Source organism: Massilia sp. UYP34 (assembly GCF_056279385.1).
On the sequence record NZ_JBWBRF010000004.1, the window covers coordinates 128,575 to 149,889 of the forward strand.

Annotated in this window: 20 protein-coding genes; 9 read left to right on the forward strand and 11 right to left on the reverse strand. The window is 65.7% G+C overall.

All coding sequences use genetic code 11. The features are described 5' to 3' along the window. Nucleotides 1–131 precede the first annotated feature (131 nt). Genes ACZ9AQ_RS09405 through ACZ9AQ_RS09415 form a run of 3 tightly spaced genes read right to left on the reverse strand, consistent with a single transcriptional unit; the run spans nucleotide 132 to nucleotide 2,797 of the window. Nucleotides 132–929 carry an ABC transporter ATP-binding protein gene (locus tag ACZ9AQ_RS09405; RefSeq protein WP_429203495.1) on the reverse strand — a complete coding sequence of 266 codons (798 nt, stop codon included), beginning with the start codon at nucleotides 927–929 and terminating at the stop codon, nucleotides 132–134. Nucleotide 930: 1 nt separating this feature from the next. Then, entirely contained in the window at nucleotides 931–1,809 is an 879-nt protein-coding gene (locus tag ACZ9AQ_RS09410) for an ABC transporter permease (RefSeq protein WP_429203496.1), read from the reverse strand. Nucleotides 1,810–1,822: 13 nt separating this feature from the next. Next, nucleotides 1,823–2,797, reverse strand: coding sequence for an ABC transporter substrate-binding protein (locus tag ACZ9AQ_RS09415; protein WP_429203497.1), 975 nt, complete (start codon nucleotides 2,795–2,797; stop codon nucleotides 1,823–1,825). Between the two features lie 251 nt (nucleotides 2,798–3,048). On the opposite strand from ACZ9AQ_RS09415, the gene ffh reads away from it, so the two are divergent. Together ffh and ACZ9AQ_RS09425 are read left to right on the forward strand one after the other, a co-directional pair. Beyond that, nucleotides 3,049–4,416 carry a signal recognition particle protein gene (gene ffh / locus ACZ9AQ_RS09420; RefSeq protein ID WP_429203498.1) on the forward strand — a complete coding sequence of 456 codons (1,368 nt, stop codon included), beginning with the start codon at nucleotides 3,049–3,051 and terminating at the stop codon, nucleotides 4,414–4,416. A 232-nt stretch (nucleotides 4,417–4,648) separates the two neighbouring features. Next, on the forward strand, nucleotides 4,649–5,029 hold the full coding sequence (locus ACZ9AQ_RS09425; RefSeq protein ID WP_429203499.1) for an SWIB/MDM2 domain-containing protein: 381 nt from the start codon (nucleotides 4,649–4,651) through the stop codon (nucleotides 5,027–5,029). 138 nt (nucleotides 5,030–5,167) lie between these two features. Here ACZ9AQ_RS09425 and ACZ9AQ_RS09430 read toward each other — a convergent pair whose 3' ends face one another. From ACZ9AQ_RS09430 to ACZ9AQ_RS09445, 4 genes are all read right to left on the reverse strand, one after another. Then, nucleotides 5,168–6,553, reverse strand: a complete 1,386-nt coding sequence (locus ACZ9AQ_RS09430) for an alkaline phosphatase (protein WP_429203500.1) — start codon at nucleotides 6,551–6,553, stop codon at nucleotides 5,168–5,170. Between the two features lie 19 nt (nucleotides 6,554–6,572). After that, nucleotides 6,573–8,036, reverse strand: a complete 1,464-nt coding sequence (locus ACZ9AQ_RS09435; protein WP_429203501.1) for an alkaline phosphatase — start codon at nucleotides 8,034–8,036, stop codon at nucleotides 6,573–6,575. A 136-nt stretch (nucleotides 8,037–8,172) separates the two neighbouring features. Next, the gene (locus tag ACZ9AQ_RS09440; protein WP_429203502.1) at nucleotides 8,173–8,859 is read right to left on the reverse strand and encodes a lytic transglycosylase domain-containing protein; all 687 of its coding nucleotides are present in this window, start codon (nucleotides 8,857–8,859) and stop codon (nucleotides 8,173–8,175) included. A 5-nt stretch (nucleotides 8,860–8,864) separates the two neighbouring features. Continuing rightward, nucleotides 8,865–10,583 carry a proline--tRNA ligase gene (locus ACZ9AQ_RS09445; RefSeq protein ID WP_429203503.1) on the reverse strand — a complete coding sequence of 573 codons (1,719 nt, stop codon included), beginning with the start codon at nucleotides 10,581–10,583 and terminating at the stop codon, nucleotides 8,865–8,867. Between the two features lie 222 nt (nucleotides 10,584–10,805). On the opposite strand from ACZ9AQ_RS09445, the gene ACZ9AQ_RS09450 reads away from it, so the two are divergent. From ACZ9AQ_RS09450 to ACZ9AQ_RS09460, 3 genes are all read left to right on the forward strand, one after another. After that, complete coding sequence (locus ACZ9AQ_RS09450) at nucleotides 10,806–11,438, forward strand: RNA pyrophosphohydrolase (RefSeq protein WP_429203504.1); 633 nt, start codon at nucleotides 10,806–10,808, stop codon at nucleotides 11,436–11,438. 114 nt (nucleotides 11,439–11,552) lie between these two features. Then, the gene (locus ACZ9AQ_RS09455) at nucleotides 11,553–13,052 is read left to right on the forward strand and encodes an aspartyl protease family protein (protein ID WP_429203505.1); all 1,500 of its coding nucleotides are present in this window, start codon (nucleotides 11,553–11,555) and stop codon (nucleotides 13,050–13,052) included. Between the two features lie 58 nt (nucleotides 13,053–13,110). After that, complete coding sequence (locus ACZ9AQ_RS09460) at nucleotides 13,111–13,539, forward strand: DUF1841 family protein (RefSeq protein ID WP_429203506.1); 429 nt, start codon at nucleotides 13,111–13,113, stop codon at nucleotides 13,537–13,539. Between the two features lie 120 nt (nucleotides 13,540–13,659). On the opposite strand, the gene ACZ9AQ_RS09465 is transcribed toward ACZ9AQ_RS09460, so the two are convergent. From ACZ9AQ_RS09465 to ACZ9AQ_RS09475, 3 genes are all read right to left on the reverse strand, one after another. Beyond that, a complete protein-coding gene (locus ACZ9AQ_RS09465) occupies nucleotides 13,660–15,126 on the reverse strand; it encodes a SulP family inorganic anion transporter (RefSeq protein WP_429203507.1) in 1,467 nt (488 codons plus the stop codon). Between the two features lie 108 nt (nucleotides 15,127–15,234). Continuing rightward, the gene (locus ACZ9AQ_RS09470; protein ID WP_429203508.1) at nucleotides 15,235–15,573 is read right to left on the reverse strand and encodes a c-type cytochrome; all 339 of its coding nucleotides are present in this window, start codon (nucleotides 15,571–15,573) and stop codon (nucleotides 15,235–15,237) included. 8 nt (nucleotides 15,574–15,581) lie between these two features. Then, nucleotides 15,582–15,938 (reverse strand): c-type cytochrome, encoded by a 357-nt coding sequence (locus tag ACZ9AQ_RS09475; protein ID WP_429203509.1) that lies wholly within the window; start codon nucleotides 15,936–15,938, stop codon nucleotides 15,582–15,584. Nucleotides 15,939–16,126: 188 nt separating this feature from the next. Between ACZ9AQ_RS09475 and ACZ9AQ_RS09480 the strand changes: the two genes are divergently transcribed. The 4 genes from ACZ9AQ_RS09480 to ACZ9AQ_RS09495 all read left to right on the forward strand — a co-directional run bounded on the left by ACZ9AQ_RS09480 (nucleotide 16,127) and on the right by ACZ9AQ_RS09495 (nucleotide 20,752). Further along, the gene (locus ACZ9AQ_RS09480; RefSeq protein WP_429203510.1) at nucleotides 16,127–16,972 is read left to right on the forward strand and encodes an AAA family ATPase; all 846 of its coding nucleotides are present in this window, start codon (nucleotides 16,127–16,129) and stop codon (nucleotides 16,970–16,972) included. Nucleotides 16,973–17,040: 68 nt separating this feature from the next. Further along, nucleotides 17,041–18,210, forward strand: a complete 1,170-nt coding sequence (locus ACZ9AQ_RS09485; RefSeq protein WP_429203511.1) for a vWA domain-containing protein — start codon at nucleotides 17,041–17,043, stop codon at nucleotides 18,208–18,210. 219 nt (nucleotides 18,211–18,429) lie between these two features. Continuing rightward, nucleotides 18,430–19,620 (forward strand): cation:proton antiporter, encoded by a 1,191-nt coding sequence (locus ACZ9AQ_RS09490; RefSeq protein ID WP_429203512.1) that lies wholly within the window; start codon nucleotides 18,430–18,432, stop codon nucleotides 19,618–19,620. Next, entirely contained in the window at nucleotides 19,610–20,752 is a 1,143-nt protein-coding gene (locus ACZ9AQ_RS09495) for a YbdK family carboxylate-amine ligase (RefSeq protein ID WP_429203513.1), read from the forward strand. Before ACZ9AQ_RS09490 ends, ACZ9AQ_RS09495 begins: the two co-directional genes overlap by 11 nt. An 8-nt stretch (nucleotides 20,753–20,760) precedes the next feature. Here ACZ9AQ_RS09495 and ACZ9AQ_RS09500 read toward each other — a convergent pair whose 3' ends face one another. After that, on the reverse strand, nucleotides 20,761–21,099 hold the full coding sequence (locus ACZ9AQ_RS09500; protein WP_429203514.1) for a hypothetical protein: 339 nt from the start codon (nucleotides 21,097–21,099) through the stop codon (nucleotides 20,761–20,763). Nucleotides 21,100–21,315: the final 216 nt, after the last annotated feature.

The window sequence follows — 21,315 nt, forward strand, 5'->3', positions numbered from 1 at the left end:
GCTGGGCCGGGGCGCGCAGCCGGCTCTGCCGCCCGGTGGTGATGGTTGGCGGCGAGATCATCCGGCACGATGGTGCAGACGGTTACCGATCGACGCGTCGGCGGCAGAGCCGCCAACCCTACATATATAGATCAATCCACTGCCGCCATCCGCAACTCGTCGTTGTGATGCCGCTCCTGCTCTTCCATCACCATCAGCCCCAGCTCGCGCTTGAGCAGGTTGAATTCCGGCGCCGCCGGGTCGCGCGGGCGCGCGATCTCGACCAGCAGATCGCGCTTGATCGTGCCCGGCCGGTACGTCATCACGACGATGCGGTCGGCCAGGTAGATCGCTTCCTCGATGCTGTGGGTGACGAACAGGATCGTCTTTTTGAGCTCGGCCCACAGCCGCAGCAGCTCGTCCTGCAGGTTGCGCCGGGTCAGCGCGTCGAGCGCGCCGAACGGCTCGTCCATCAGCAGGATCGGCGAATCGAGCGCCAGCACGCGCGCGATCGCCACCCGCTGGCGCATGCCGCCGGACAGGTCCTTCGGGTAGCGGGCGCGAAAGTCGGCCAGCGACAGCAGCCCGAGCAGGTCGTCCACCCGGCGCGCGATCTCCGGAGCGCGCATGCGCTTGATCTCGAGGCCGAAGCGGATGTTCTGCTCGACCGTCATCCAGGGAAACAGCGCATACTCCTGGAAGACCATGCCGCGCTGCGGCCCCGGTCCGGTGACCGGGCGGCCGTCGACCAGGATCGACCCGGAAGACGGCGGCGCGAAGCCGGCCACCGCGCCCAGCAGGGTCGACTTGCCGCAGCCCGACGGGCCGAGCAGGCAGGTGAACTGCCCGCGCGGGATGTCCAGGTCGATGTCCTGCAAGGCCACCACCTCATGGTCTTCGGCGCCGAACACCTTGTTGACGCCTTCGATGCGGATGTGGATATCGTCCATGTCAATGCTCCAGGCCGCGGTGCCAGCGCAGCAGATGGTTGTTCAGGCGGTTGACGCCGATGTCGATCAGGAGGCCCAGCACGCCGATGCTGATCATCCCGGCGATGACCTTGTCGGACCAGAAATACTCGCGCGCCTCCGAGATGCGGAAACCCAGGCCGCTGTTTACGGCGATCATCTCGGCCACGATCACGACGATGAAGGCGGTGCCGATCCCGATCCGCACGCCGGACAGGATGTAGGGCACCGCCGCCGGCAGGATCACGCGCAGGAACATCGTCAGCTTGCCGGCGCCGAGGTTGCGCGCCGCGCGCAAATAGATGCCGTCGACCTGGCGCACGCCGGCGACCGTGTTCATCAGGACCGGAAAGAAAGCGCCGATCGCGATCAGGAACACCGCCGGCGGATCGCCGAGCCCGAACCACAGCATCGCCAGCGGGATGTAGGCGATCGGCGGAATCGGCCGCAGCACCTGCACCAGGGGGTTCATCCAGGCGTGCACGCGCTGGCTGGCCCCCATCGCCAGCCCGAGCGGCAGCGCCAGCCCGGCGCCGATGGCGAAGCCCACCACCACCCGGTACAGGCTGGCGACGACGTCGAGCGGCAATTCGCCGGACAGCGCCCATGCGAGCCAGCCGCCGTCGGTGTACTGCGCGAACGGCTCCAGTGGCAGCAGGTAGTCGACCCACTTGCGCCACACGTCCAGCGGCTCCGGCAGCACCTGGCGGTCGACCAGGCCGCTGGCCGCCACCCATTGCCAGAGGGCGATCGCCAGCACCGGCACCACCAGGCCGGTGGCCGCGTCGTTCCATCGCAGTCGCTGATTGCGCGCTCCCTGGCGCGACGTGCGCGGCCCCTTGCGTCGTTCAATGCGTTCCATGATCAATGCTCCCCTACTTGATGTTCAGGCTTTTCTTGGCCGAGGCCAGCAGGTCGGTGCGGACCCAGTCGCTGGCCAGCGGCGGACGCGCCATGCGCCCCACCCCGGTCTGCGCCATGACGTCGGTCGTGACCTGAATGTGCTGCGGCGTGATGTCGTAGGAGTACGGCGAATTGGCCATCGCCGCGCGGAAGTCGGCCACCGTGATCTGGCCCTTGAACATCGACTGGCGCACGTAGTGTTCGGCGATGTCGGGCCGGTCGATGAAGGTGCGCGTGGCCTGGACGAAGCAGCGCATGAACTTCTCGGCCAGCGGCCGGCGCTCGCGGTAGAACTTCTCGGTCATGACCATGGTGCGCACCGGCTCGCCGATCGGCGTCCCGTAGGGCTTCATGACCTCCACCCCGAAGCCCATGTTGATCGCCTGCGACGATTGCGGCTCGGATTGCATCATCGCGTCGATGTGCCGGCCCAGCAGCGCCTGGTTCAGCTCCGGATAGGACAGGTACACCAGCTGCACGTCCTTGCGGCCGCTGGTGTCGGCGCTCAGCTTGTTGCGCGCCAGCTCGGCCATCAGGAGCACTTCCTGGATGCCGCCGCGGGTGACGCCCACGCGTTTGCCCTTGAGCTGGAGGACGGACGAGATCTTCTGTTCGGGCCGCGCCACCAGCCGCGCCCCGCCGCGCGCGAAGCCGGCCACCACCACCACCGGGGCGCCGCCGGCGCGGCCCTGGATCGCGGCCTCGGACGCGGTGGCCCCCACGTCCAGCTCGCCGGCGATGATGGCCTGCATGATGTCCAGCCCCTTGGCGAACATTTTTTCCTCGACCCGGATGCCGCAGCTCGGGGCGATTTCCTTGATATAGGACACCGCGCCGAAGTGCGCCAGCTTCAGGTTCCCCAGCCGCACGACGTCCTGGGCCGCGGTCGTGCCACCCGCGCCCACGAGCAGCAAAGCGATCAATGTCTTGCCGAACATCTTCCTCATGCGTTTTCTCCTTGGCTCGATTTCTAAGATTAATGCTTGCCGGAAAGGCGAGTAGGCAATACACCATGCGGGCCGCGCGTCATGTTTGCGCTATGCCAAAAGGCGACGCCGTTGGCGAAAATTGGTCGGGACAGGCCTGGTTCGGCGCGATGTGCTGTGCCGGGAGGCGGCGCTGCGAGGTAAAATGGCGCGTTGGCGAACCTGCGCCAACGCGAATTGCGCTTCTTTCTGCTTCTTTCTATTAGGTCGACATGCTAGATAACCTCACCCAACGCCTTGCCAAGGTCGTCAAGACCATGCGCGGCGAGGCCCGCCTGACCGAGGCGAACACCGCGGAAATGCTGCGCGAAGTGCGCATGGCCCTGCTCGAGGCGGACGTGGCGCTGCCGGCGGTGCGCGAATTCATCGCCAAGGTCAAGGAAAAAGCCCTGGGCGAAGAAGTCGTGGGCTCGCTGTCGCCGGGCCAGGCCCTGGTCGGCGTGGTGCAGAAAGAGCTGGCCGCCCTGATGGGCGCCGACCTCGGCCCCGAGGCGACCCAGCTCTCGTTCGCCCAGCAGCCGCCCGCGATCATCCTGATGGCCGGCTTGCAGGGTGTCGGCAAGACCACCACCACCGGCAAACTGGCCAAGTACCTCAAGGAACAAAAGAAGAAAAAAGTCCTGACCGTCTCGGCCGACGTCTATCGTCCCGCCGCGATCGCCCAGCTCGAATCGGTGACCAGGCAGGTGGGCGCCGACTTCTTCCCATCCAGCGCCACCGACAAGCCGGTCGACATTGCCCGCAACGCGCTGGACTGGGCCAAAAAGCATTACCACGACGTCCTGATCATCGACACCGCCGGCCGCCTGGGCATCGACGAAGCGATGATGCAAGAGATCGCCGCCGTGCACAGCGCCGTCAATCCGGTCGAGACCCTGTTCGTGGTCGACGCCATGCTGGGCCAGGATGCGATCAACACCGCCAAGGCCTTCAACGACGCCCTGCCCCTGACCGGCATCGTGCTGACCAAGCTCGATGGCGATTCGCGCGGCGGCGCGGCGCTGTCGGTGCGTCACGTGACCGGTAAACCAATCAAGTTCGCCGGCGTGTCCGAAAAACTCGATGGCCTCGAAGCGTTCGACCCCACCCGCATGGCCAACCGCGTGCTGGGCATGGGCGACATCCTGGCGCTGGTCGAAGAAGCGCGCAAGGGCGTCGACGCCGAGGCGGCGGCCGAACTGGCCAACAAGATCAAGGTCGGCGGCCGCTTCGACATGAACGACTTCAAGGCGCAGCTGACGCAAATGAAGAAAATGGGCGGCATGGCCGGCCTGATGGATAAACTCCCGGCCCAGTTCCAGCAGGCCGCGAGCGGCGCCAATATGGACCAGGCCGAGAAATCGGTGCGCCGCATGGTCGGCATCATCGATTCGATGACCCCGGCGGAGCGCGCCAAGCCCGAGCTGATCAAGGCCAACCGCAAGCGCCGCATCGCAACCGGCGCCGGCGTGCAGGTGCAGGAAGTAAACCGCATGCTGAACCAGTACGACCAGATGCAGACCATGATGAAAAAGCTCAAGGGCGGCGGCCTGATGAAGATGATGCGCGGGATGAAGGGAATGATGCCCGGCATGCGCTAATCCGCATCCCAATCGGCGAGCACCGCGCAAAGTATCGCTTTGCGCGGTTTTTTTTCGCCGCTTGTCAGCGTTTTTTCGTTCTCATGCGTTGTTGTGTGCGATAACGCCCATTTGGCGAGTTTTACGAGTGAAAAAGTTCTGAAAAAGACTTGCACGTTCCGTAAAACGCTACCAATATAGGCGTGCGATAAATTACGCACTTTTCCACGTGTTCGTTTTAGGAGGCTCGAAGATGGCAACAGCCAAAAAAACCACCGCAGCGCCAGCAAAAAAAGCCGCTGCCAAGCCTGCTGCAGCGGCCAAGCCGGCAGCAAAAAAGGCAGCTCCAGCAGCGAAATCGGCCGATAAGCCGGCAGCCGCGCGCAAGCCGAATGCTGCTTTCATGAAAGCAATGACCCCGTCCGCCACGCTGGCTGCCGTCGTCGGCGACAAGCCGCTGCCGCGCACCGAGGTGACCAAGAAGGTCTGGGAATACATCAAGTCGAAAGACCTGCAAGACGCAGCAAATCGCCGCATGATCAATGCCGACGACAAGCTGAAAGCAGTTTTCGGCGGCAAGGCACAAGTCTCGATGTTCGAAATGACCAAGCTCATTTCGGATCACCTGAAATAAGCCAAGCTTTATTTTAAAAGCTTCAGCTTAAACAAAAGCCCCGGTTTCAAAACCGGGGCTTTTGTTATTTAGCTGTAAATACTAGTGGCAAGTGGTTAATGAATGCCGGGATCGGCGCGGCGCGCCGATCCGGATCCATTACAAGCCCGCTGCCGCTTTCATCAGATGAAACACCTGGGTATTCTCGATCGTACCCTTGAAAGACGCCGATCCGGCCCCGGTCGCATACAGTTTCACGTCGCCGCCGCCATGGGTTTCCGACGACTTGTGCACGCCGGTTTCTTGATGATAATCGTCGCCTTGCGCCACCACGCTGTCGACGTCGGCGCGCACGTCCGGGCGGTTCGGACCGTTGCCGAACACCAGGGTCGTGAAGGTCTTGCCGTCCGCATCCTTCTTCGGCTCGCCCGACGCATAGTCGCGCACGATGTCGGTGATCGGATTGCCGCGCTTCGGGTAACCGTTGATCTGCATCGTGTGGTCATGGTCGGCGGTCAGCACGATCAGCGTGTTCTGCAGGCCCGGATCGATGGCGCGCATGCGCTCGATCGCCAGCTGCAGGGCGTCGTCGAAGGCCACCGTCTCTTCCAGCGCATGCTTGGCGCGGGTGTCGTGCAGGGCGTGGTCGATCTTGCCGCCTTCGACCATCAAAAAGAAACCATTCGGATTCTTCGACAGCAGGTCGATCGCCTTGCCGGTCATCTCGGCCAGGGTCGGCTGCTCGGGACGGCGCTGGTAGGCGTAGTCGAGGTGGCTCGTGGCACTGAAAATGCCCACGAACTTGCGGCCTTCCCTGGCGGACATCATGCCGGCGCGGGTGCCGGCCACGTAGTAGCCGGCGCCGGCGAATTCGGCCAGCAGGTCGCGCCCGTCGGGGCGGCCCCTTGGATTGGTGGCGGGGTCGCGCGGGGTGAAATGGTTGCGCCCTCCTCCCATCAGCACGTCCACGCCGTCGCCCAGCGCCTTGTTGTAGCCGGCGCCGCCGGGCACGATCTGCTGCGCGATCGCATACACCGCGTCGCGGCTGCAGCTGTGCGCGAAGGTCGATGCCGGCGTGGCGTGGGTCAGTTCGGTGGTGGTGACGGCGCCGGTCGCCTTGCCCTGGGCCTTGGCCAGTTCCAGGATCGTCACCGCCGGCGTGCCGTTGTCCTGGCCGCAGCGGTCGACGCCGTCCTTGCCCGGCTCGATCGGTCGCGCGCCGGCATGCGAGATGACGTCGTTGTTCAACTTCAGGCCGGTCATGTAGGCGCCCATCGACGGCGCGCTGTCGGTGGTCTGGTAGTCGAGCGAATAGGTCTTGATGCGCGCGGTGCGCTCCATCAGGCGCTCGAAGTGCAGCAGGCTGTCCTCGCCGCCGCGGTGAATGCGGGCTGCGGTGATGACGGACGGGCCCATGCCGTCGCCCAGGAAGAAGAGGATGTTCTTCGCCTTTTGCTGGGCAATGGCAGGCGTGGCGAAAGCAGCGGCAAGGGCTGGAATACATGCGGCGGCCAGCAGCAGTGGAGTAAAACGGGGGAAAGTCATGGTGGCTCCTGGTCGCGGCTTACAGGCCGGCGGCGGTCTTGATCAGATTGAACACGCGGGTGTTGTCGATGGTTCCGCGGAACAGTTCGGCGTTGGCGCCGGTCGCGCCCAGGTAGACGTCGCTGCCGCCATGGGTCTCGGCGCCCGCGCGGGTGCGCACCACGGCTTCCTGGTGGTAGTCGTCGCGCGTCACGATCTCGTCGGTCAAGGGCGCACTGCGATTGCCCGCGTGGCGCTGCTCGCCGGTGCCGAAGCCGATGATCGTATACGGCTGGCCCTTGCCGTCCAGCGTCGGCTTGCCGTCGGCGGTGCGCACCAGGCCGATCACGCCGGGGTTGGACGGCGTGGTCTTGCCGGTGCGGGCCGCGTAGCCGTTCAGGACCAGGGTGTGGTCATGGTCGGCGGTGGCGACGATCAGGGTGTGCTTCAAGCCCGGGTCGAGCGCTTCCATGCGCTCGATCGCCGCCTGCAGCGCCGCGTCGTAGGTCACCGCTTCTTGCAGCGCGCGCTTGCCGAGCGTCGCGTGCAGGGCGTGGTCGATCAGGCCGCCCTCGACCATCAGGAAGAAGCCGTTCGGGTTCGGCGCCAGGAGCTCGATCGCCTTGCTCGCCATCGCCGCCAGCGCCGGCTGGCGGCTGGCGTCGCGCACGGCGTCGAAGTCCATGTGGTTCGGTGCGAACAGGCCGACCGCCGGCTGGCCCGGGGTCAAGGCGTTCAATTGCGCGGTGTCGTTCACCACGCGAAAGCCCCTGGCCTGCAACTCGGCCAGCAGGTCGCGGTTGTCGGCGCGCTTGCCGCCGCGGTCGAACGGCGTGAAATTCCGGGCGCCGCCGCCGAACAGCACGTCCAGGCCGCGCGCGCCGAGCGCCGCGTTGTAGCCGGCGCCGCCCGGCACCAGGCTGGCGGCGATATCGGTTTCCAGCCTGCGGTGGCAGGCGTGGGCATAAGTCGCGGCCGGAGTGGCGTCGGTGACGCTGGTGTTGGTGACCACGCCGACCGCCATGCCGCGGCGCTTGGCCAGTTCGAGCAAGGTGACGGCGGCGGCGCCGCTCTGGCCTTCCTCGCAGCGGCTGACCAGGGCGTTGCCGTTGGCGTCCTTGCCAGGGGCGATCGAGCGGGTGCCGAAGGACATCGAGACCACGCCGTTATTGTGCTTCACGCCGGTCATGTAGGCCGCCATCGCGGCGGCACTGTCGGTGACCTGGGCATCGTTCGAGAAGGTCTTCACGAAGGCCGACTCGGGCAGCTTGTCGATCGCCAGCTCGCCGTCTTCGCCGGCGGCGAAGATGCGCGCCGCGGTCAGGGTGTTGATCCCCAGGCCGTCGCCGAGGAAGAAGATGACGTTCTTCGCGCGCTGGTCGATGGGATTGGCGGCGGCGGCGCCTGGCGCGACGGCGGCGGATGGGTTTGACGCGGGCGGCGGCGTCGCGCAGCCGGCGAGTGCCGCCAGCAGCGCGGCGAAGGCAAGAGTGGTCGGTCGCATGCAGTCCTCTGCTTGGGAAAGCGGAAAGTCTACACTGCTAACGTGACGCGTTGGTGAACTGATATGTTGAGATTTTGTACAGCGGGAGCGGGGTCTTCAGGCGTAGGTTGAACGCGTCGGCAGAAATCTGCCGACCCTACGCAGGGTTGGCAGCTATGCTGCCGACGCGTTCCGTCGACGCAGGACTACCCTGCGCACGCGCATTCGTCGCCGGCGTGAATTCCCACTTCTTCCACGCCGCCAGCACCGCGTTCGGATACTTCGGCTTGCCCCGGCTGCCGTTGTAGCGGCCCAGCGCCAGGTACAGGTCGCCGCGCTCCATGTCGATATACATGCGCAGGATCGCGCAGCCGTAGCGCAGATTGGTCTGCATGTGGAACAGGCGACGGCGGTCGCCGTCGCCGATCACCCTGGTCCAGAATGGCATCACCTGCATGTAGCCGCGCGCGCCGGCGATCGAGATCGCGTACTTGCGATAGGCCGATTCGACCTGGATCAGGCCCAGCACCAGCGCCGGATCGAGTCCGGCGCGGGTCGATTCGTACCACACCGTCTCGAGGAACTCGGTGCGGGTCTGGACGTCGGGCATGCGCTTGGCGAGCCGGCCCGACATGGCGTCGAGCCAGCCTTGATAGCGCGCCCGCGCCTGCTCGGTACGGAAAGTCGGCCGCGGCGGGCGCGCGTCGGCGATGGCGTTGGCCAGGGCCAGGCGCACCGAATCCGACAGCGCTTCTTCCTTCTGGTTGCCGGCGAACGCCTCGCCCCCACCCAGGCCGAAGGCGCACGCGAGCACGGCGCCGCCCAGCCAGGGGGCGAGGCGCATCCGCATCACTTGCCCAGCTTGCCTTTGATGAAGGCGACCATGTCGGCCACCGGCACGCTGCTCGCCGCTTCGTCGCGACGGCCCTGGTATTCGAGGTTGCCTTCCTTCAGGCCACGCTCGCCGATCACGACGCGGTGCGGCACGCCGATCAGTTCCCAGTCGGCGAACATCGCGCCCGGACGCAGGCCGCGATCGTCGACGATCACGTCGACACCCGCCGCCAGCAGCTCGTCGTACAGCGTTTCGGTGGCGGCTTTGACCATCTCGCTGCGGTCCAGGCCCATCGGGCACAGCACCAGCTCGAACGGAGCGATCGAATCGGGCCACACGATGCCCTTGTCGTCGAAGTTCTGCTCGATCGCCGCGCCCAGGATGCGGGTCACGCCGATGCCGTAGCAGCCCATCTGCAGCGGCGCCGGCTTGCCGGCTTCGTCCAGGAAGGTCGCGCCCATCGCTTCCGAATACGCGGTGCCGAGCTGGAACACGTGGCCCACCTCGATGCCGCGCTCGATCGCCAGCACGCCCTGGCCGTCCGGCGAAGCGTCGCCCTCGACCACGTTGCGCAGGTCGGCCACCAATGGTTCCGGCATATCCCGGCCCCAGTTGGCGCCCATGTAGTGGAAGTCCGCCTCGTTGGCGCCGCACACGAAGTCGGCCATGTTGGCGACGGTGCGGTCGGCAACGACGTTGACCGGCAGCCTGGTATTGATTGGACCCAGATAGCCCGGCACGGTGCCGAACACCTCGAGGATTTCGGCTTCCGTCGAGAAGCGGAAGTCCTTCAGGCCGGCGACCTTCGACACCTTGATCTCGTTGAGCTCGTGGTCGCCGCGCAGCAGCAGCACCCAGTACTGCTTCTTGCCTTCGTTCTCGACGGTCAGGGCGATGGTCTTGACGGTCTGCGACAGCGGCAGCTTCAGGAGCTCGGCCACGCTCTCGCACTTGGTCTTGCCTGGGGTCGGGACCTTCGTCAACGCCTGGGTCGCCGCGCCGCGGGCGCCGGTGGCCAGCGCTTCGGCCGCTTCGATATTGGCGGCATAGCTCGACGTCGGGCAGTACACCAGCGCGTCTTCGCCGGTGCTGGCGATGACGTGGAATTCATGCGAGCCGGTGCCGCCGATGGCGCCGTTGTCGGCCGCCACCGCACGGAACTTCAGGCCGAAGCGGTTGAAGATCCGGGTATAGGCGTCGAACATGGTCTGGTAGGACTTCTGCATGCCTTCCAGGTCGCGGTCGAACGAATAGGCGTCCTTCATGGTGAATTCGCGGCCGCGCATCAGGCCGAAGCGCGGACGGCGCTCGTCGCGGAACTTGGTCTGGATGTGATAGAAGTTGATCGGCAGCTGGCGGTACGATTTGATTTCACTGCGCACGACGTCGGTGACCACTTCCTCGGAGGTCGGCTGGATCGCGAAATCGCGGCCGTGACGATCCTTGACGCGCATCAACTCGTCGCCCATCTTGTCCCAGCGGCCCGTCTCTTGCCACAGCTCGGCCGGCTGCACCAGCGGCATCAGGAGTTCGATCGCGCCCGCGCGGTTCATTTCTTCACGGACAATCGCCTCGACCTTGCGGATGACGCGCAACCCGACCGGCATATAGGTATAGATGCCGGAACCCAGGCGCTTGATCATTCCGGCGCGCATCATCAGCTTATGGCTGACGATCTCGGCATCGGAAGGCGCTTCTTTAAGAGTTGAAATAAAAAATCGTGAGGCGCGCATATCAGTGAATTCTTTTTAAAAAGAGAGGGTTATAATCGACCTAATTTTAAAGGATTAGCCGGCTGATGCGTCCAATCTTTCTACAAACAGGGTCCGGAACCAGCAGCATGCGCCGTACAAACGGCGCCGACACCCCGCGGGCGTACAGAATTTGTAGGTAAAAACATAAGGACACGTGCCCACAAGGGACGATCCGCCGGCAGAAAGTATCGAGGTGCACTTATGCTCGACCGTGAAGGGTTTCGGCCCAACGTCGGCATCATCCTGCTGAACGCTAACAACGAGGTCTGGTGGGGCAAGCGGGTGCGCGAGCACTCATGGCAATTCCCGCAAGGGGGTATCAAGTACGGGGAGACGCCAGAACAGGCAATGTACCGCGAGCTCGAGGAAGAAATCGGCCTGCGCCAGGAGCACGTCAAGATCATGGGGCGAACCCGCGACTGGCTGCGCTACGAGGTGCCCGACCACTTCATCAAGCGCGAGATCCGCGGCCACTACCGCGGCCAGAAGCAGATCTGGTTCCTGTTGCGCATGATTGCGCGCGACAACGACGTCAACCTGCGCCTGACCGACCACCCGGAATTCGATGCCTGGCGCTGGCACGATTACTGGGTGCCGCTGGACGTCGTGATCGAGTTCAAGCGCGACGTCTACCAGCGCGCCCTGCAGGAACTGTCGCGCTTCGTCACCTGGCCTGCCCGGGGCCAGCAAGGCGAGCGGCGCCACAGCGCGCGCTACCTGCGCCAGCCGCATGGCAGGTCGCAAGGCGCCAAGCCGGCCCAGGACATGGTGGCTGCGGCAAGCGGCGCCGGTCCGGCGGGGCCGGAATCGCTGGCGTTGGCGCGAAACAAGTAATTTTGTCTGTACGGAAACGGTGGCCTGCGCCCCCGTTTCCGCCGGATTTCTCCCGCGCGTCATTTCATGCGCAAAGCATTGCCTCGCAGGCAACTCCAGCCAGTAGAATGGGGCATGACTTTCATTGCCCCAGTGCTGAGCGTGTTTCTCGCTCCCCTCCTCTTTCTCCTGCCTCTGCATGCCGCGGCGCAAACGGCGTGCCAGTTCCTGCAGGTGGCGCAGGTGCCGCTGCACTATGCCGGCTCGGGTCTGGGGTTGACGATGACCGGCGAGATCAATGGCAAGCGCGCCACCATGCTGCCCGATACCGGATCCGGGATCACTTACCTGACCCGCACCGGGGTCGAGCGCCATGGCCTGACCCAGCGGCCCACCGGCAGCTACGTCCAGGGCATCGCCGGCAAGTCGCGTCTGTACGACGCCAAGGTGACGGAGTTCGTCATCGGGCCGGTGCGCGCCCGCGACCTGTACCTGTCGGTCGTCGGCGAAACCTCGTTTACGCCGCCGTTCGACGCCATCGTCGGCGCCGCCTTCCTGCTGCAAAGCGACCTCGAATTCTCGCTGGCCACCAAGGAACTGCGCTTTTTCCGCCCGCAACGCTGCGGCAGCACCTGGCTGGCCTACTGGGACAAAGACGCGAGCGTGATCCCGTTCCGCCAGCACGATGAACTGACGGCGAATCCGCAGTTCTTCGTCCACATCAACGGCACGCGCCTGACCGCCATGATCGACAGCGGCGCATCGGTCACGACCGTCACCAGGCGCGCGGCGCATCGCGCCGGCATCGACCTCGATGGCCCGCGCGCGCAGCGCGTGGCCAATGCCCACGGCGTCGGCAGGCAGTCGGTGGACGCCTGGATCGCCAGGGCGGACACCTTCAGGATCGGCGACGCCACCGTGCACGATCCCGAGTTCGACGTGATCGACAGCCAGCTGAACGTCGACGTGCTGCTGGGCGTCGACTTCCTGCGCGCGCACCGCGTGCTGTTCGCCATGAGCCAGGGCAAGCTGTACGTATCGTACCTCGGCGGCCAGCCGTTCGACTCGCGGCGCGAGGTCAGGCCCTGGATGCGCCAGGAGGCCGAAGCCGGCAATGCCGACGCCTGGTACACGATGGCGGGCATGGCGACTTCGGAGCGCAGCACGCGCAAGGATCCGGCGGCCGCGATCGCTTATCTGGAGCGGGCGGCAGCGCTGGGCCAGCGCGAGGCGAGCCTGTCGCTGGGCGTGCGGATGCTGGTGCAGGGCAAGCCGGAGCAGGCGGCCACGTTCTTGCGGGCCAGCCTGGGAGAGGGGCACACCGGCCGCAATGGCGCCCTCTGGCTCTACCTGGCCCGGCTGCGCGCCGGCGACCCGCAGGCCCGCGCCGAACTGGAAGCGCCATTCAGGGAGCGCAGCGACTGGCCACGTCCGGTGGTCGATTATTTCCTGGACAAGATCGACGGCGACGCGCTGCTGGCGGCGGCCGTTACCCCGGGACGCGCCTGCTTCGCCGCCAACCTGGCCAGGCTGCACGCGGAAATACTTGGCAAGCCGGCCAGCGTCGCCCTGCCCAAGGATTGCAAGGCGATCCGTGAGCGGTACCAGGACGCAGGCACGGACACGGCGCTGTGACGCCAGGCCGGCATCGCGCTACAATGCCGGCTCCCTTCCCTTCCTGCCGCATTCCGCCATGTTCACTCCGTCCTCGCACGACGTGCGCCGCTTTTTCTGCGAAGCCTACCGCAAGCACCGCAACGGCGAGATCCTGACCCCGATGGACGCGATCGCGGCCGACTGGATCGTCCAGCATCCCGAGTACCACGGCCAGTTCGAGGACGTCGAGGCGGCGATCGCGGCCGACTATTCGGTCGAGGGCGGCAAGGCGAATCCCTTCCTGCACCTGTCGATGCACCTGTCGATCGCCGAGCAGATCTCGATCGACCAGCCGCGCGGCATCCGCGCCGCCCATGACGCCCTGGTGGCCCGGCGCGGCGCGCACGACGCCCACCACGAGATCATGGAATGCCTGGGCGAGATGATCTGGGCCTCGCAGCGAAACGGCGTGCCGCCGGATACCGAGGCCTATATCGACTGCGTGCGCCGGCGCGCATTCGCGTAATTCATGCAATGCGCAGGGTGGACGGCTACGCCGTCCACGCGGTGATAGTTACCGGCCCCGATTTCGTGCCGGATGATCTGGCTGCCAACCATCACCGCGTGGACGGCCGAGCCGTCCACCCTACGACGACGCCAGCGCCTTGTCCAGCAGCGCGCGGCAGTCCGGGCCCAGGTGGCGCAGGTGCAGGCGCTTTCCCAGCAGGCGATAGCGCTCGGCCAGCGCGTCGATCGCCTGGATCGCCGAATGGTCGACCACCCGTGCCTGCAGGAAGTCGATGATGACGTCCTGCGGATCGTCCTTCGGCGCGAACAGCGCCTGGAACGGCGTCACCGAGGCGAAGAACAGCGTGCCCTCCAGCGTATAGATCTTGCGGCCCTGCTCGTCGTGCGAGACCGCGGCCCGGACCTGCTTGGCGTGCTGCCAGGCGAACACCAGCGCCGACACAATCACGCCCGCGATCACCGCCAGCGCCAGGTCGTAGACCAGGGTGATGCCCGCCACCAGCACGATCACGAACAGGTCGGCGCGCGGCACTTTTCCAACCAGGCGGAACGTGCCCCACTCGAAGGTCTTTTCGCACACCACGAACATCACGCCGACCAGCGCCGCCAGCGGGATCGCCTCGATCCAGCGCGCACCGAACAGGATGAAGGCGAGCAGGAACAGCGCGGCCGCGATGCCCGACAGGCGGCCGGTGGCGCCGCTGTTCACGTTGATCATGCTCTGGCCGATCAGTGCGCAGCCGCCCATGCCGCCGAACAGGCCGGCCGCGACGTTGGCCGCGCCCAGCGCCAGCGACTCGCGGTTCGGCTGGCCGCGGGTGTCGGTGATCTCGTCGATCAGGGTCAGGGTCAGCAGCGATTCGATCAGGCCGACCCCGGCCAGCACCAGTGAATAGGGGAAGACGATGCGCAGCGTTTCCAGGTTCCACGGCACGTCCGGCAGCGCGAAGCCCGGCAGGCCGCCGGCGATCGACCCCAGGTCGCCCACGGTCCTGGTCTCGATGCCGAGCAGCGCGCAGCCGACGCTGGCCACCAGGATGCCGACCAGCGTCGACGGCACCGCTTTCGTCAGGCGCGGCGTCAGGTAGATCACCGCCATCGTGACCACGATGATGCCGGCCATGACCGCCAGTTCGGAAGCGGCCATCCACGCTGGCGCCCCATCCGGGCCCGCCTCCTTGAAGTGGTTGAACTGGGCCAGGAAGATCACCAGCGCCAGGCCGTTGACGAAGCCGAGCATCACCGGATGCGGCACCATGCGGATGAATTTGCCCAGGCGCGCGGCGGCGAACAGCAGTTGCAGCACGCCCATCAGCACCACGGCGGCCAGCAGGTATTGCGCGCCATGCTGGACCACCAGCGCCACCATCACCACCGCCAGCGAGCCGGCGGCGGCCGAGATCATGCCGGGCCGGCCGCAGAAGCTTGCCGTGATGAAGGCGACGATCACCGCCGCGTACAGGCCGGTGAGCGGGGACAGATGGGCGACCAGGGCGAAGGCGATCGCCTCGGGCACCAGCGCCAGCGCGACGGTGAGGCCGGCCAGCAGGTTGATCTTCAGGTAAGCGGGGGTAAACGACGGCACGGCGGCTCCAGCGGCAAGATGACGATCCCCTCGCTGCGCTGCAACAAAGGGGTTCGCATGTTACCAGCTGACGCCCACGGGCGTGTGGCGGCCCTGCTACTGGCCCCGCTACTTCTTGACCACCAGCTGCGACGGCAGGCTGGCCAGATAGGCGCCGAGGTCGGCCATGTCCTGATTCGACAGCGGCTGCGCGATGCCGGCCATGATCGGGTTGACGCGGCCGTTGGCGCCGGCCCCGCGCTTGTAGGCGCGCAGCGCATGCGTGAGATAGTCCGCATGCTGGCCGGCCAGCTTCGGATAGGTCGGGTCGATCGGCTTGTTGTAGTCGGCGCCGTGGCAGGAGGCGCAGTTGTATTTCTGGGCCAGGGCTTCGCCGCGCTTGACGTCGTTGGCGGACGCGCCGAGCGACGCGGCGCCGAGGACCAGCAGGAGCATCGTGTTCTTCATGGCGGTCCTCATCGCTTGGCGGTCGCCTGGACCGACGATTGCTGGGAATAATAGGCCGCCACGTCGGCGATGTCCTGGTCGCTCATCGAGCGCGCGATGCCGGTCATGGAAGGATGCTTGCGGTCGCCCTTGCGATAGGCCTTGAGTGCGGATTCGATGTACTTGGCCGACTGGCCGCCGATCATCGGCACACGGTACACCTCGGGAAATGCCGTCTTGTAGCCGCCCGGGATGGCGTGGCAGCCGATGCACATCTCGATCTTGGCGGTGGCCGCCTGGGGATTACCGACCACTTCCGCGGCGGATGCGCTGCCGGCGGCGCCGGCAAGGAGCGCCAGCGCCAGTGGTACCAGAGTTTTTTTCATGGGCGTCTCGTTAGTTATATGTCGAAAATCGCAACCGCACAAAAACTTAGCAAAGGCTTACCAACTGGCCGATTCTATCCGAAGACTTGATACCAGTCTACAAACCGGCGTCCGGCGCGGGACCGGCTGCAGGCGCACATTTTTGTCATATACTCGGCCCATCTTCTTCGATTTCGCCCCCACCCGCCATGCATGCTTCTTCACGCTTCGAAGGCAGCGACAACTACGTCGCGACTCCCGACCTGAAACTGGCCGTCAACGCCGCGCTCACGCTGGGCCGCCCGCTCCTGATCAAGGGCGAACCGGGCACCGGCAAGACCATGCTGGCCGAAGAGGTGGCAAGCGCGCTGAACATGCCGCTGCTGCAGTGGCACGTGAAGTCGACCACCAAGGCCCAGCAGGGCCTGTACGAATACGACGCCGTCTCGCGCCTGCGCGATTCGCAGCTGGGCGACGAGCGCGTGCGCGACATCCAGAACTACATCGTCAAGGGCGTGCTGTGGCAGGCGTTTACCTCGCCCGAGCCGGTCGTGCTGCTGATCGACGAAGTCGACAAGGCCGACATCGAGTTCCCGAACGACCTGCTGCGCGAACTCGACCGCATGGAGTTCTACGTCTACGAGACGCGCGAGATGGTGGTGGCCAGGCACCGCCCGCTGGTGATCATCACTTCCAACAACGAGAAGGAACTGCCCGACGCCTTCCTGCGCCGCTGCTTCTTCCATTACATCCAGTTCCCGGACCGCGAGACGATGGCCGACATCGTGGGCGTGCACTTCCCGACGCTCAGGCAAGACCTGCTGGCGGCCGCGCTGCAAAGCTTCTATGCGCTGCGCGACGTCCCCGGCATCAAGAAGAAGCCGTCGACCTCGGAATTTCTCGACTGGCTCAAGCTGCTGCTGGCCGAAGGCGTGCCGGCCGAAGCGCTGCGCGCGGAAAACGCGGCGCCGCCGCTGCACGGCGCCCTGCTCAAGAACGAACAGGACGTCGCGCTGTTCGACCGCCTGATGGCCATGGCGCGGAACCGGCGATGATCACGGTCGCGCCGCGCGTGAAGGCGCACCTGGAGGCGCGCCTCGCGCATCACGCCGGAGGATAAGCGATGCTGATCGACTTCTTCCGCGCCCTGCGCGAGGCCAAGGTCCCGGTCTCGATCCGCGAATTCCTGACCCTGCTCGAAGCCCTGCAGCGCCAGGTGATCCTGCCCTCGCTCGACGAGTTCTATTACCTGGCGCGCCTGACGCTGGTGAAGGATGAAGCCCACTTCGACAAGTTCGATCGCGTGTTCGGCCTGTGGTTCAAGGGGGTCGACGCGGTGTTCGACGAGAAGGCAGAGATTCCGCTGGAGTGGCTGATCAAGCGCTTCGAGCGCGAGCTGACGCCGGAACAGAAGGCCCAGCTGGAAAAATTCGGCTACGACAAGCTGCAGCAGCGCCTGCAAGAGCTGCTGAAAGAGCAGAAGGAACGCCACGCCGGTGGCAGCAAGTGGATCGGCACCGGCGGCACCTCGCCCTTCGGGCACGGCGGCACCAATCCGGAAGGCATCCGCATCGGTGGAACGGGCCGCAACCGCAGCGCGGTCAAGGTATGGGAACAGCGCACCTTCCGCGACTACGACGACGAGCGCGAGCTGGGCACGCGCAATCTGAAAGTCGCGCTGCGCCGCCTGCGCCGCTTCGCGCGCCAGGGTGCGGCAGACGAGCTGGCGCTGGACGACACCATCCGCGCCACCGCCAGCAATGCCGGCTGGCTCGACATCCGCATGCGGCCCGAGCGCAAGAACCGGATCAAGGTGGTGATGCTGCTCGACGTGGGCGGCTCGATGGACGACCACGTCGAGCGCACCGAAGAACTGTTCTCGGCCGCCAGCAGCGAGTTCAAGAACATGGAGTTCTATTACTTTCACAACTGCGTCTACGACTACCTGTGGAAGAACAACCGCCGCCGCCACAGCGAGCGTTTCGACACCTGGGACGTGCTGCGCAAGTATCCGCCCGACACCCGCCTGATCTTCGTCGGCGACGCCACCATGAGTCCCTACGAGGTGATGGCGCCGGGCGGCTCGGTCGAGTACAACAACGAAGAGCCGGGCGCGGCCTGGCTGGCGCGCTTCGTGTCCACCTTTCCCCATTTTGCCTGGCTCAATCCGGAGCCGGAACATTTGTGGCAGTACCGGCAGTCGATCGCCCTCATCCGCCAGATCGTGAACAACCGCATGTTCCCGATCACGCTGGACGGCCTGGAACGGGCGATGCGCCTGCTCAGCAAGTAATTCCCGTCAACAACTCATGTCTTTACGCACTGTGTTAGTGCGGACACGGACAGCCGGGCAGGAATCGCTATGATCGAACCACTCGCCCGCCGCTCGCCGTGCCTCAACACAAGGCGCGTGGACGGGCGAGCCAGAACAATCGTGCGCGCCACGTCCGCTTGTAGAATCCGCGGACGCCGGGGCCAAGCGCACCGAATAAAAGAATAGAGGGGAAGACGAATGCCAGACCTGCTGTCCTTGTTGACGAGCCTCGCATGGCCGCTGGCGATCGCGCTGGCCTGGCTGGCCGGCGAATTCGGCCAGCGCTGGACCGGCCTGCCGCGCATCAGCTTCTATGGCCTGGTCGGCTTCGCCCTCGGCAGCACCCAGATCGGCGCCCTGCCCGCCCCCGACATGGGGCCGGTCTCGCTGCTGGCCAACGTCGCCTTCGGCCTGATCCTGTTCGAGCTGGGCAACCGCATCAACCTGCGCTGGCTGGTCAACAATCCCTGGATCGGCGTGGCCGGCCTGGTGGAGGCGGCGCTGACCTTCATCCTCGTGTATGCCGTCACCAGCGCCTTCGGCGTCGGCCGCCTGACGGCCCTGTTGATGGCGGCGCTGTCGATGGCGACCTCGCCCGCCACCGTGGTGCGGGTGGTCAATGAACAGAAAAGCTCGGGCCAGATGACGGAGCGGGTGCTGCACCTGTCGGCCCTGAACTGCGTGCTGTCGGTGTTCGCCTTCAACGCCATCATCGGCATCTGGCTGTTCCGCACCTATGACGCGGTGGGCGAAGCGCTGTGGCAAAGCCTGGTGATGCTGGCCGCCTCGATCCTGATCGGGGCCATCTTCGGCGTAATCGTGCCGGCCCTGCTGCGCGCGATCGGCAATCCGCAGCAGGACACCACCGTCGCCTTCGCCCTGGCGATCATCCTGCTGGTGGCCGTATGCGACAGCGCCGGCCTGACGCCGGTGGTGGCGGCGCTGGCCTTCGGCCTGACGGTGCGCTACCGGCGCGTCGCCTTTACCCAAACCCAGCGCAACTTCGGCGCGCTGGGCGAGGTGCTGACCGTGCTGCTGTTCGTGTACGCCGCCTCGACCCTCGACTGGCGCCTGGTCACCGCCGGCGCGCTGCTCGCCATCAGCGTGGTGCTGGCGCGCATGGTCGCCAAGGTGGCCGGGGTGACGGCGTTCGCCCACCTGTCGGGCGTCACCTGGCGCAAGGGCGCGCTCACCGGCCTCGGGCTGGCGCCGCTGGCCGTGTTCGTGATCCTGCTGCTCGAGCACGCGCGCTATGCCGGCCTGAAAGTGGTCGAAGAACTGTATGCGATGGCGGCCGTGACGATGCTGCTCGAAGTCTTCGGCCCGATCATCATCCAGCGCGCGCTGATCTGGGCGCGCGAAGCACCGGAGTCGAACCATGTCGCTTGAAGCCTTCAACGCCTCGCAGCCGCTCACCTTCGGGGTCGAGCTCGAACTGCAACTGGTCAGCCTGTCGGATTTCAACCTGACCGCGGCCAGTCCCGACTTGATGCACCTGTTGAAACGTAAACCGTTCCCGGGCAACGTCACGCCCGAGATCACCGAGAGCATGATCGAGATTAACTCGAGCGTGCACACGGGTTACGCGCCGCTGCTGGCGGAACTGACCGAAATCCGCGACACCCTGGTGGCGGCCAGCGACGTGCTCAATATCGGCATCGCCGGCGGCGGCACGCATCCGTTCCAGCACTGGTCCGACCAGCGCATTTCGGCCAAGCCTCGCTACGAATACCTGTCGCAGCTATACGGCTACCTGGCCAAGCAGTTCACGGTGTTCGGCCAGCACGTGCACATCGGCTGCGCCAACGGCGACGACGCGCTCTACCTGCTGCACGCGCTGAACCGCTACCTGCCGCACTTCATCGCGCTGTCGGCATCCTCTCCCTATGTGCAGGGCCACGACAGCCTGTTCGAATCGGCGCGCCTGAATTCCGTGTTCGCCTTCCCGATGAGCGGCCGGGCGCCGTTCATGCTCTCCTGGCAGGAGTTCACCGACGTCTACTTCGCCAAGATGGAACGCACCAACATCGTCAAGAGCATGAAGGATTTTTACTGGGACTTGAGGCCCAAGCCGGAGTACGGCACCATCGAGCTGCGCGTGTGCGACACGCCGCTCACGGTGGAGCGGGCGGCGGCGCTGGCCGGCTACCTGCAGGCGCTGTGCCGCCATCTGCTGGAGCGCAAGGAAGGAGCGCCGGTGGAAGAGATGCCTGTAGAGGACGACTACCTGGTCTACAACTACAACCGCTTCCAGGCCTGCCGCTTCGGCCTGGAAGGCAGCATCACGCATCCGAAGACCTACGACAACGTGCCGATGCGCGAAGACATCCTGGCGACGCTCGAAGCCATGCTGCCGCATGCCGAGGCGCTGGGCAGCGTGGACGCCTTGAAGCACCTGGCGGCGGCGGTGCACGACGGCAGCGACGCCACCATCCTGCGCCGCCACGTGGAGCGCGAAGGCAGCGTCGAGGGCATGGTCAATGCGGCGATTCAGCACTTCCGTGGCGGCAGCACGAGCTAGGCGCAGCGTCAGCCGGCCAGCGGCGCGGCCTTGCCGGCCCAGCCGCCTTTCATGAAGCGCGCCAGCAAGGGCTGGCGTGCAGGCGCCGGCGGCGGCAACTTGGCGTCGACCACGACCGCCCACTGGTCGGCCAGCTGTTCGCAGGTGGCGCGCAGCACCGGATCGATGTTCGGCAGGCGCGACAGCGCGCACAGGTGGCGCTCGATCACCGACGCCAGCTTGACGCATGGCTGCTCGCCGTCGCCGCGCGCGGTGTAGTTGGACATCAGGTGCAACAGCGAAGCAACCAGCAGCGTATCCGGGCTGCGCGGTTCCGACGGCGTGGTGTGGGAGGTGGACATGGTCATGCAAGCGTCTCCAAAATAGCCGGGTAGCGCTACGATCGGCAACGATCCGGCGTGGGAATATCGGCATTCGATATCGGCATTCGCAACAAATGCGAATGATTCTCATTTATTATTCACGCGTCGCGCGGCGAAAGCAAGCGTTTTCGGAAATGGACATAGTCCGGACGCACACGGGTGACGAATGATTCCTAGCGACAATAATGCGGGACGTTACAG

Bases quoted from the DNA above. Each gene is read 5' to 3' on its own strand.
- ACZ9AQ_RS09455 (WP_429203505.1), top strand. From the start codon at position 11,553: ATGACTTTCATTGCCCCAGTGCTGAGCGTGTTTCTCGCTCCCCTCCTC.
- ACZ9AQ_RS09440 (WP_429203502.1), bottom strand. From the start codon at position 8,859: ATGCGCCTCGCCCCCTGGCTGGGCGGCGCCGTGCTCGCGTGCGCCTTC.
- ACZ9AQ_RS09495 (WP_429203513.1), top strand. From the start codon at position 19,610: ATGTCGCTTGAAGCCTTCAACGCCTCGCAGCCGCTCACCTTCGGGGTC.
- ACZ9AQ_RS09490 (WP_429203512.1), top strand. From the start codon at position 18,430: ATGCCAGACCTGCTGTCCTTGTTGACGAGCCTCGCATGGCCGCTGGCG.
- ACZ9AQ_RS09475 (WP_429203509.1), bottom strand. From the start codon at position 15,938: ATGAAAAAAACTCTGGTACCACTGGCGCTGGCGCTCCTTGCCGGCGCC.
- ACZ9AQ_RS09410 (WP_429203496.1), bottom strand. From the start codon at position 1,809: ATGGAACGCATTGAACGACGCAAGGGGCCGCGCACGTCGCGCCAGGGA.
- ACZ9AQ_RS09405 (WP_429203495.1), bottom strand. From the start codon at position 929: ATGGACGATATCCACATCCGCATCGAAGGCGTCAACAAGGTGTTCGGC.
- ACZ9AQ_RS09460 (WP_429203506.1), top strand. From the start codon at position 13,111: ATGTTCACTCCGTCCTCGCACGACGTGCGCCGCTTTTTCTGCGAAGCC.
- ffh (WP_429203498.1), top strand. From the start codon at position 3,049: ATGCTAGATAACCTCACCCAACGCCTTGCCAAGGTCGTCAAGACCATG.
- ACZ9AQ_RS09480 (WP_429203510.1), top strand. From the start codon at position 16,127: ATGCATGCTTCTTCACGCTTCGAAGGCAGCGACAACTACGTCGCGACT.
- ACZ9AQ_RS09415 (WP_429203497.1), bottom strand. From the start codon at position 2,797: ATGAGGAAGATGTTCGGCAAGACATTGATCGCTTTGCTGCTCGTGGGC.
- ACZ9AQ_RS09435 (WP_429203501.1), bottom strand. From the start codon at position 8,036: ATGCGACCGACCACTCTTGCCTTCGCCGCGCTGCTGGCGGCACTCGCC.
- ACZ9AQ_RS09430 (WP_429203500.1), bottom strand. From the start codon at position 6,553: ATGACTTTCCCCCGTTTTACTCCACTGCTGCTGGCCGCCGCATGTATT.
- ACZ9AQ_RS09470 (WP_429203508.1), bottom strand. From the start codon at position 15,573: ATGAAGAACACGATGCTCCTGCTGGTCCTCGGCGCCGCGTCGCTCGGC.
- ACZ9AQ_RS09500 (WP_429203514.1), bottom strand. From the start codon at position 21,099: ATGACCATGTCCACCTCCCACACCACGCCGTCGGAACCGCGCAGCCCG.
- ACZ9AQ_RS09425 (WP_429203499.1), top strand. From the start codon at position 4,649: ATGGCAACAGCCAAAAAAACCACCGCAGCGCCAGCAAAAAAAGCCGCT.
- ACZ9AQ_RS09445 (WP_429203503.1), bottom strand. From the start codon at position 10,583: ATGCGCGCCTCACGATTTTTTATTTCAACTCTTAAAGAAGCGCCTTCC.
- ACZ9AQ_RS09485 (WP_429203511.1), top strand. From the start codon at position 17,041: ATGCTGATCGACTTCTTCCGCGCCCTGCGCGAGGCCAAGGTCCCGGTC.
- ACZ9AQ_RS09450 (WP_429203504.1), top strand. From the start codon at position 10,806: ATGCTCGACCGTGAAGGGTTTCGGCCCAACGTCGGCATCATCCTGCTG.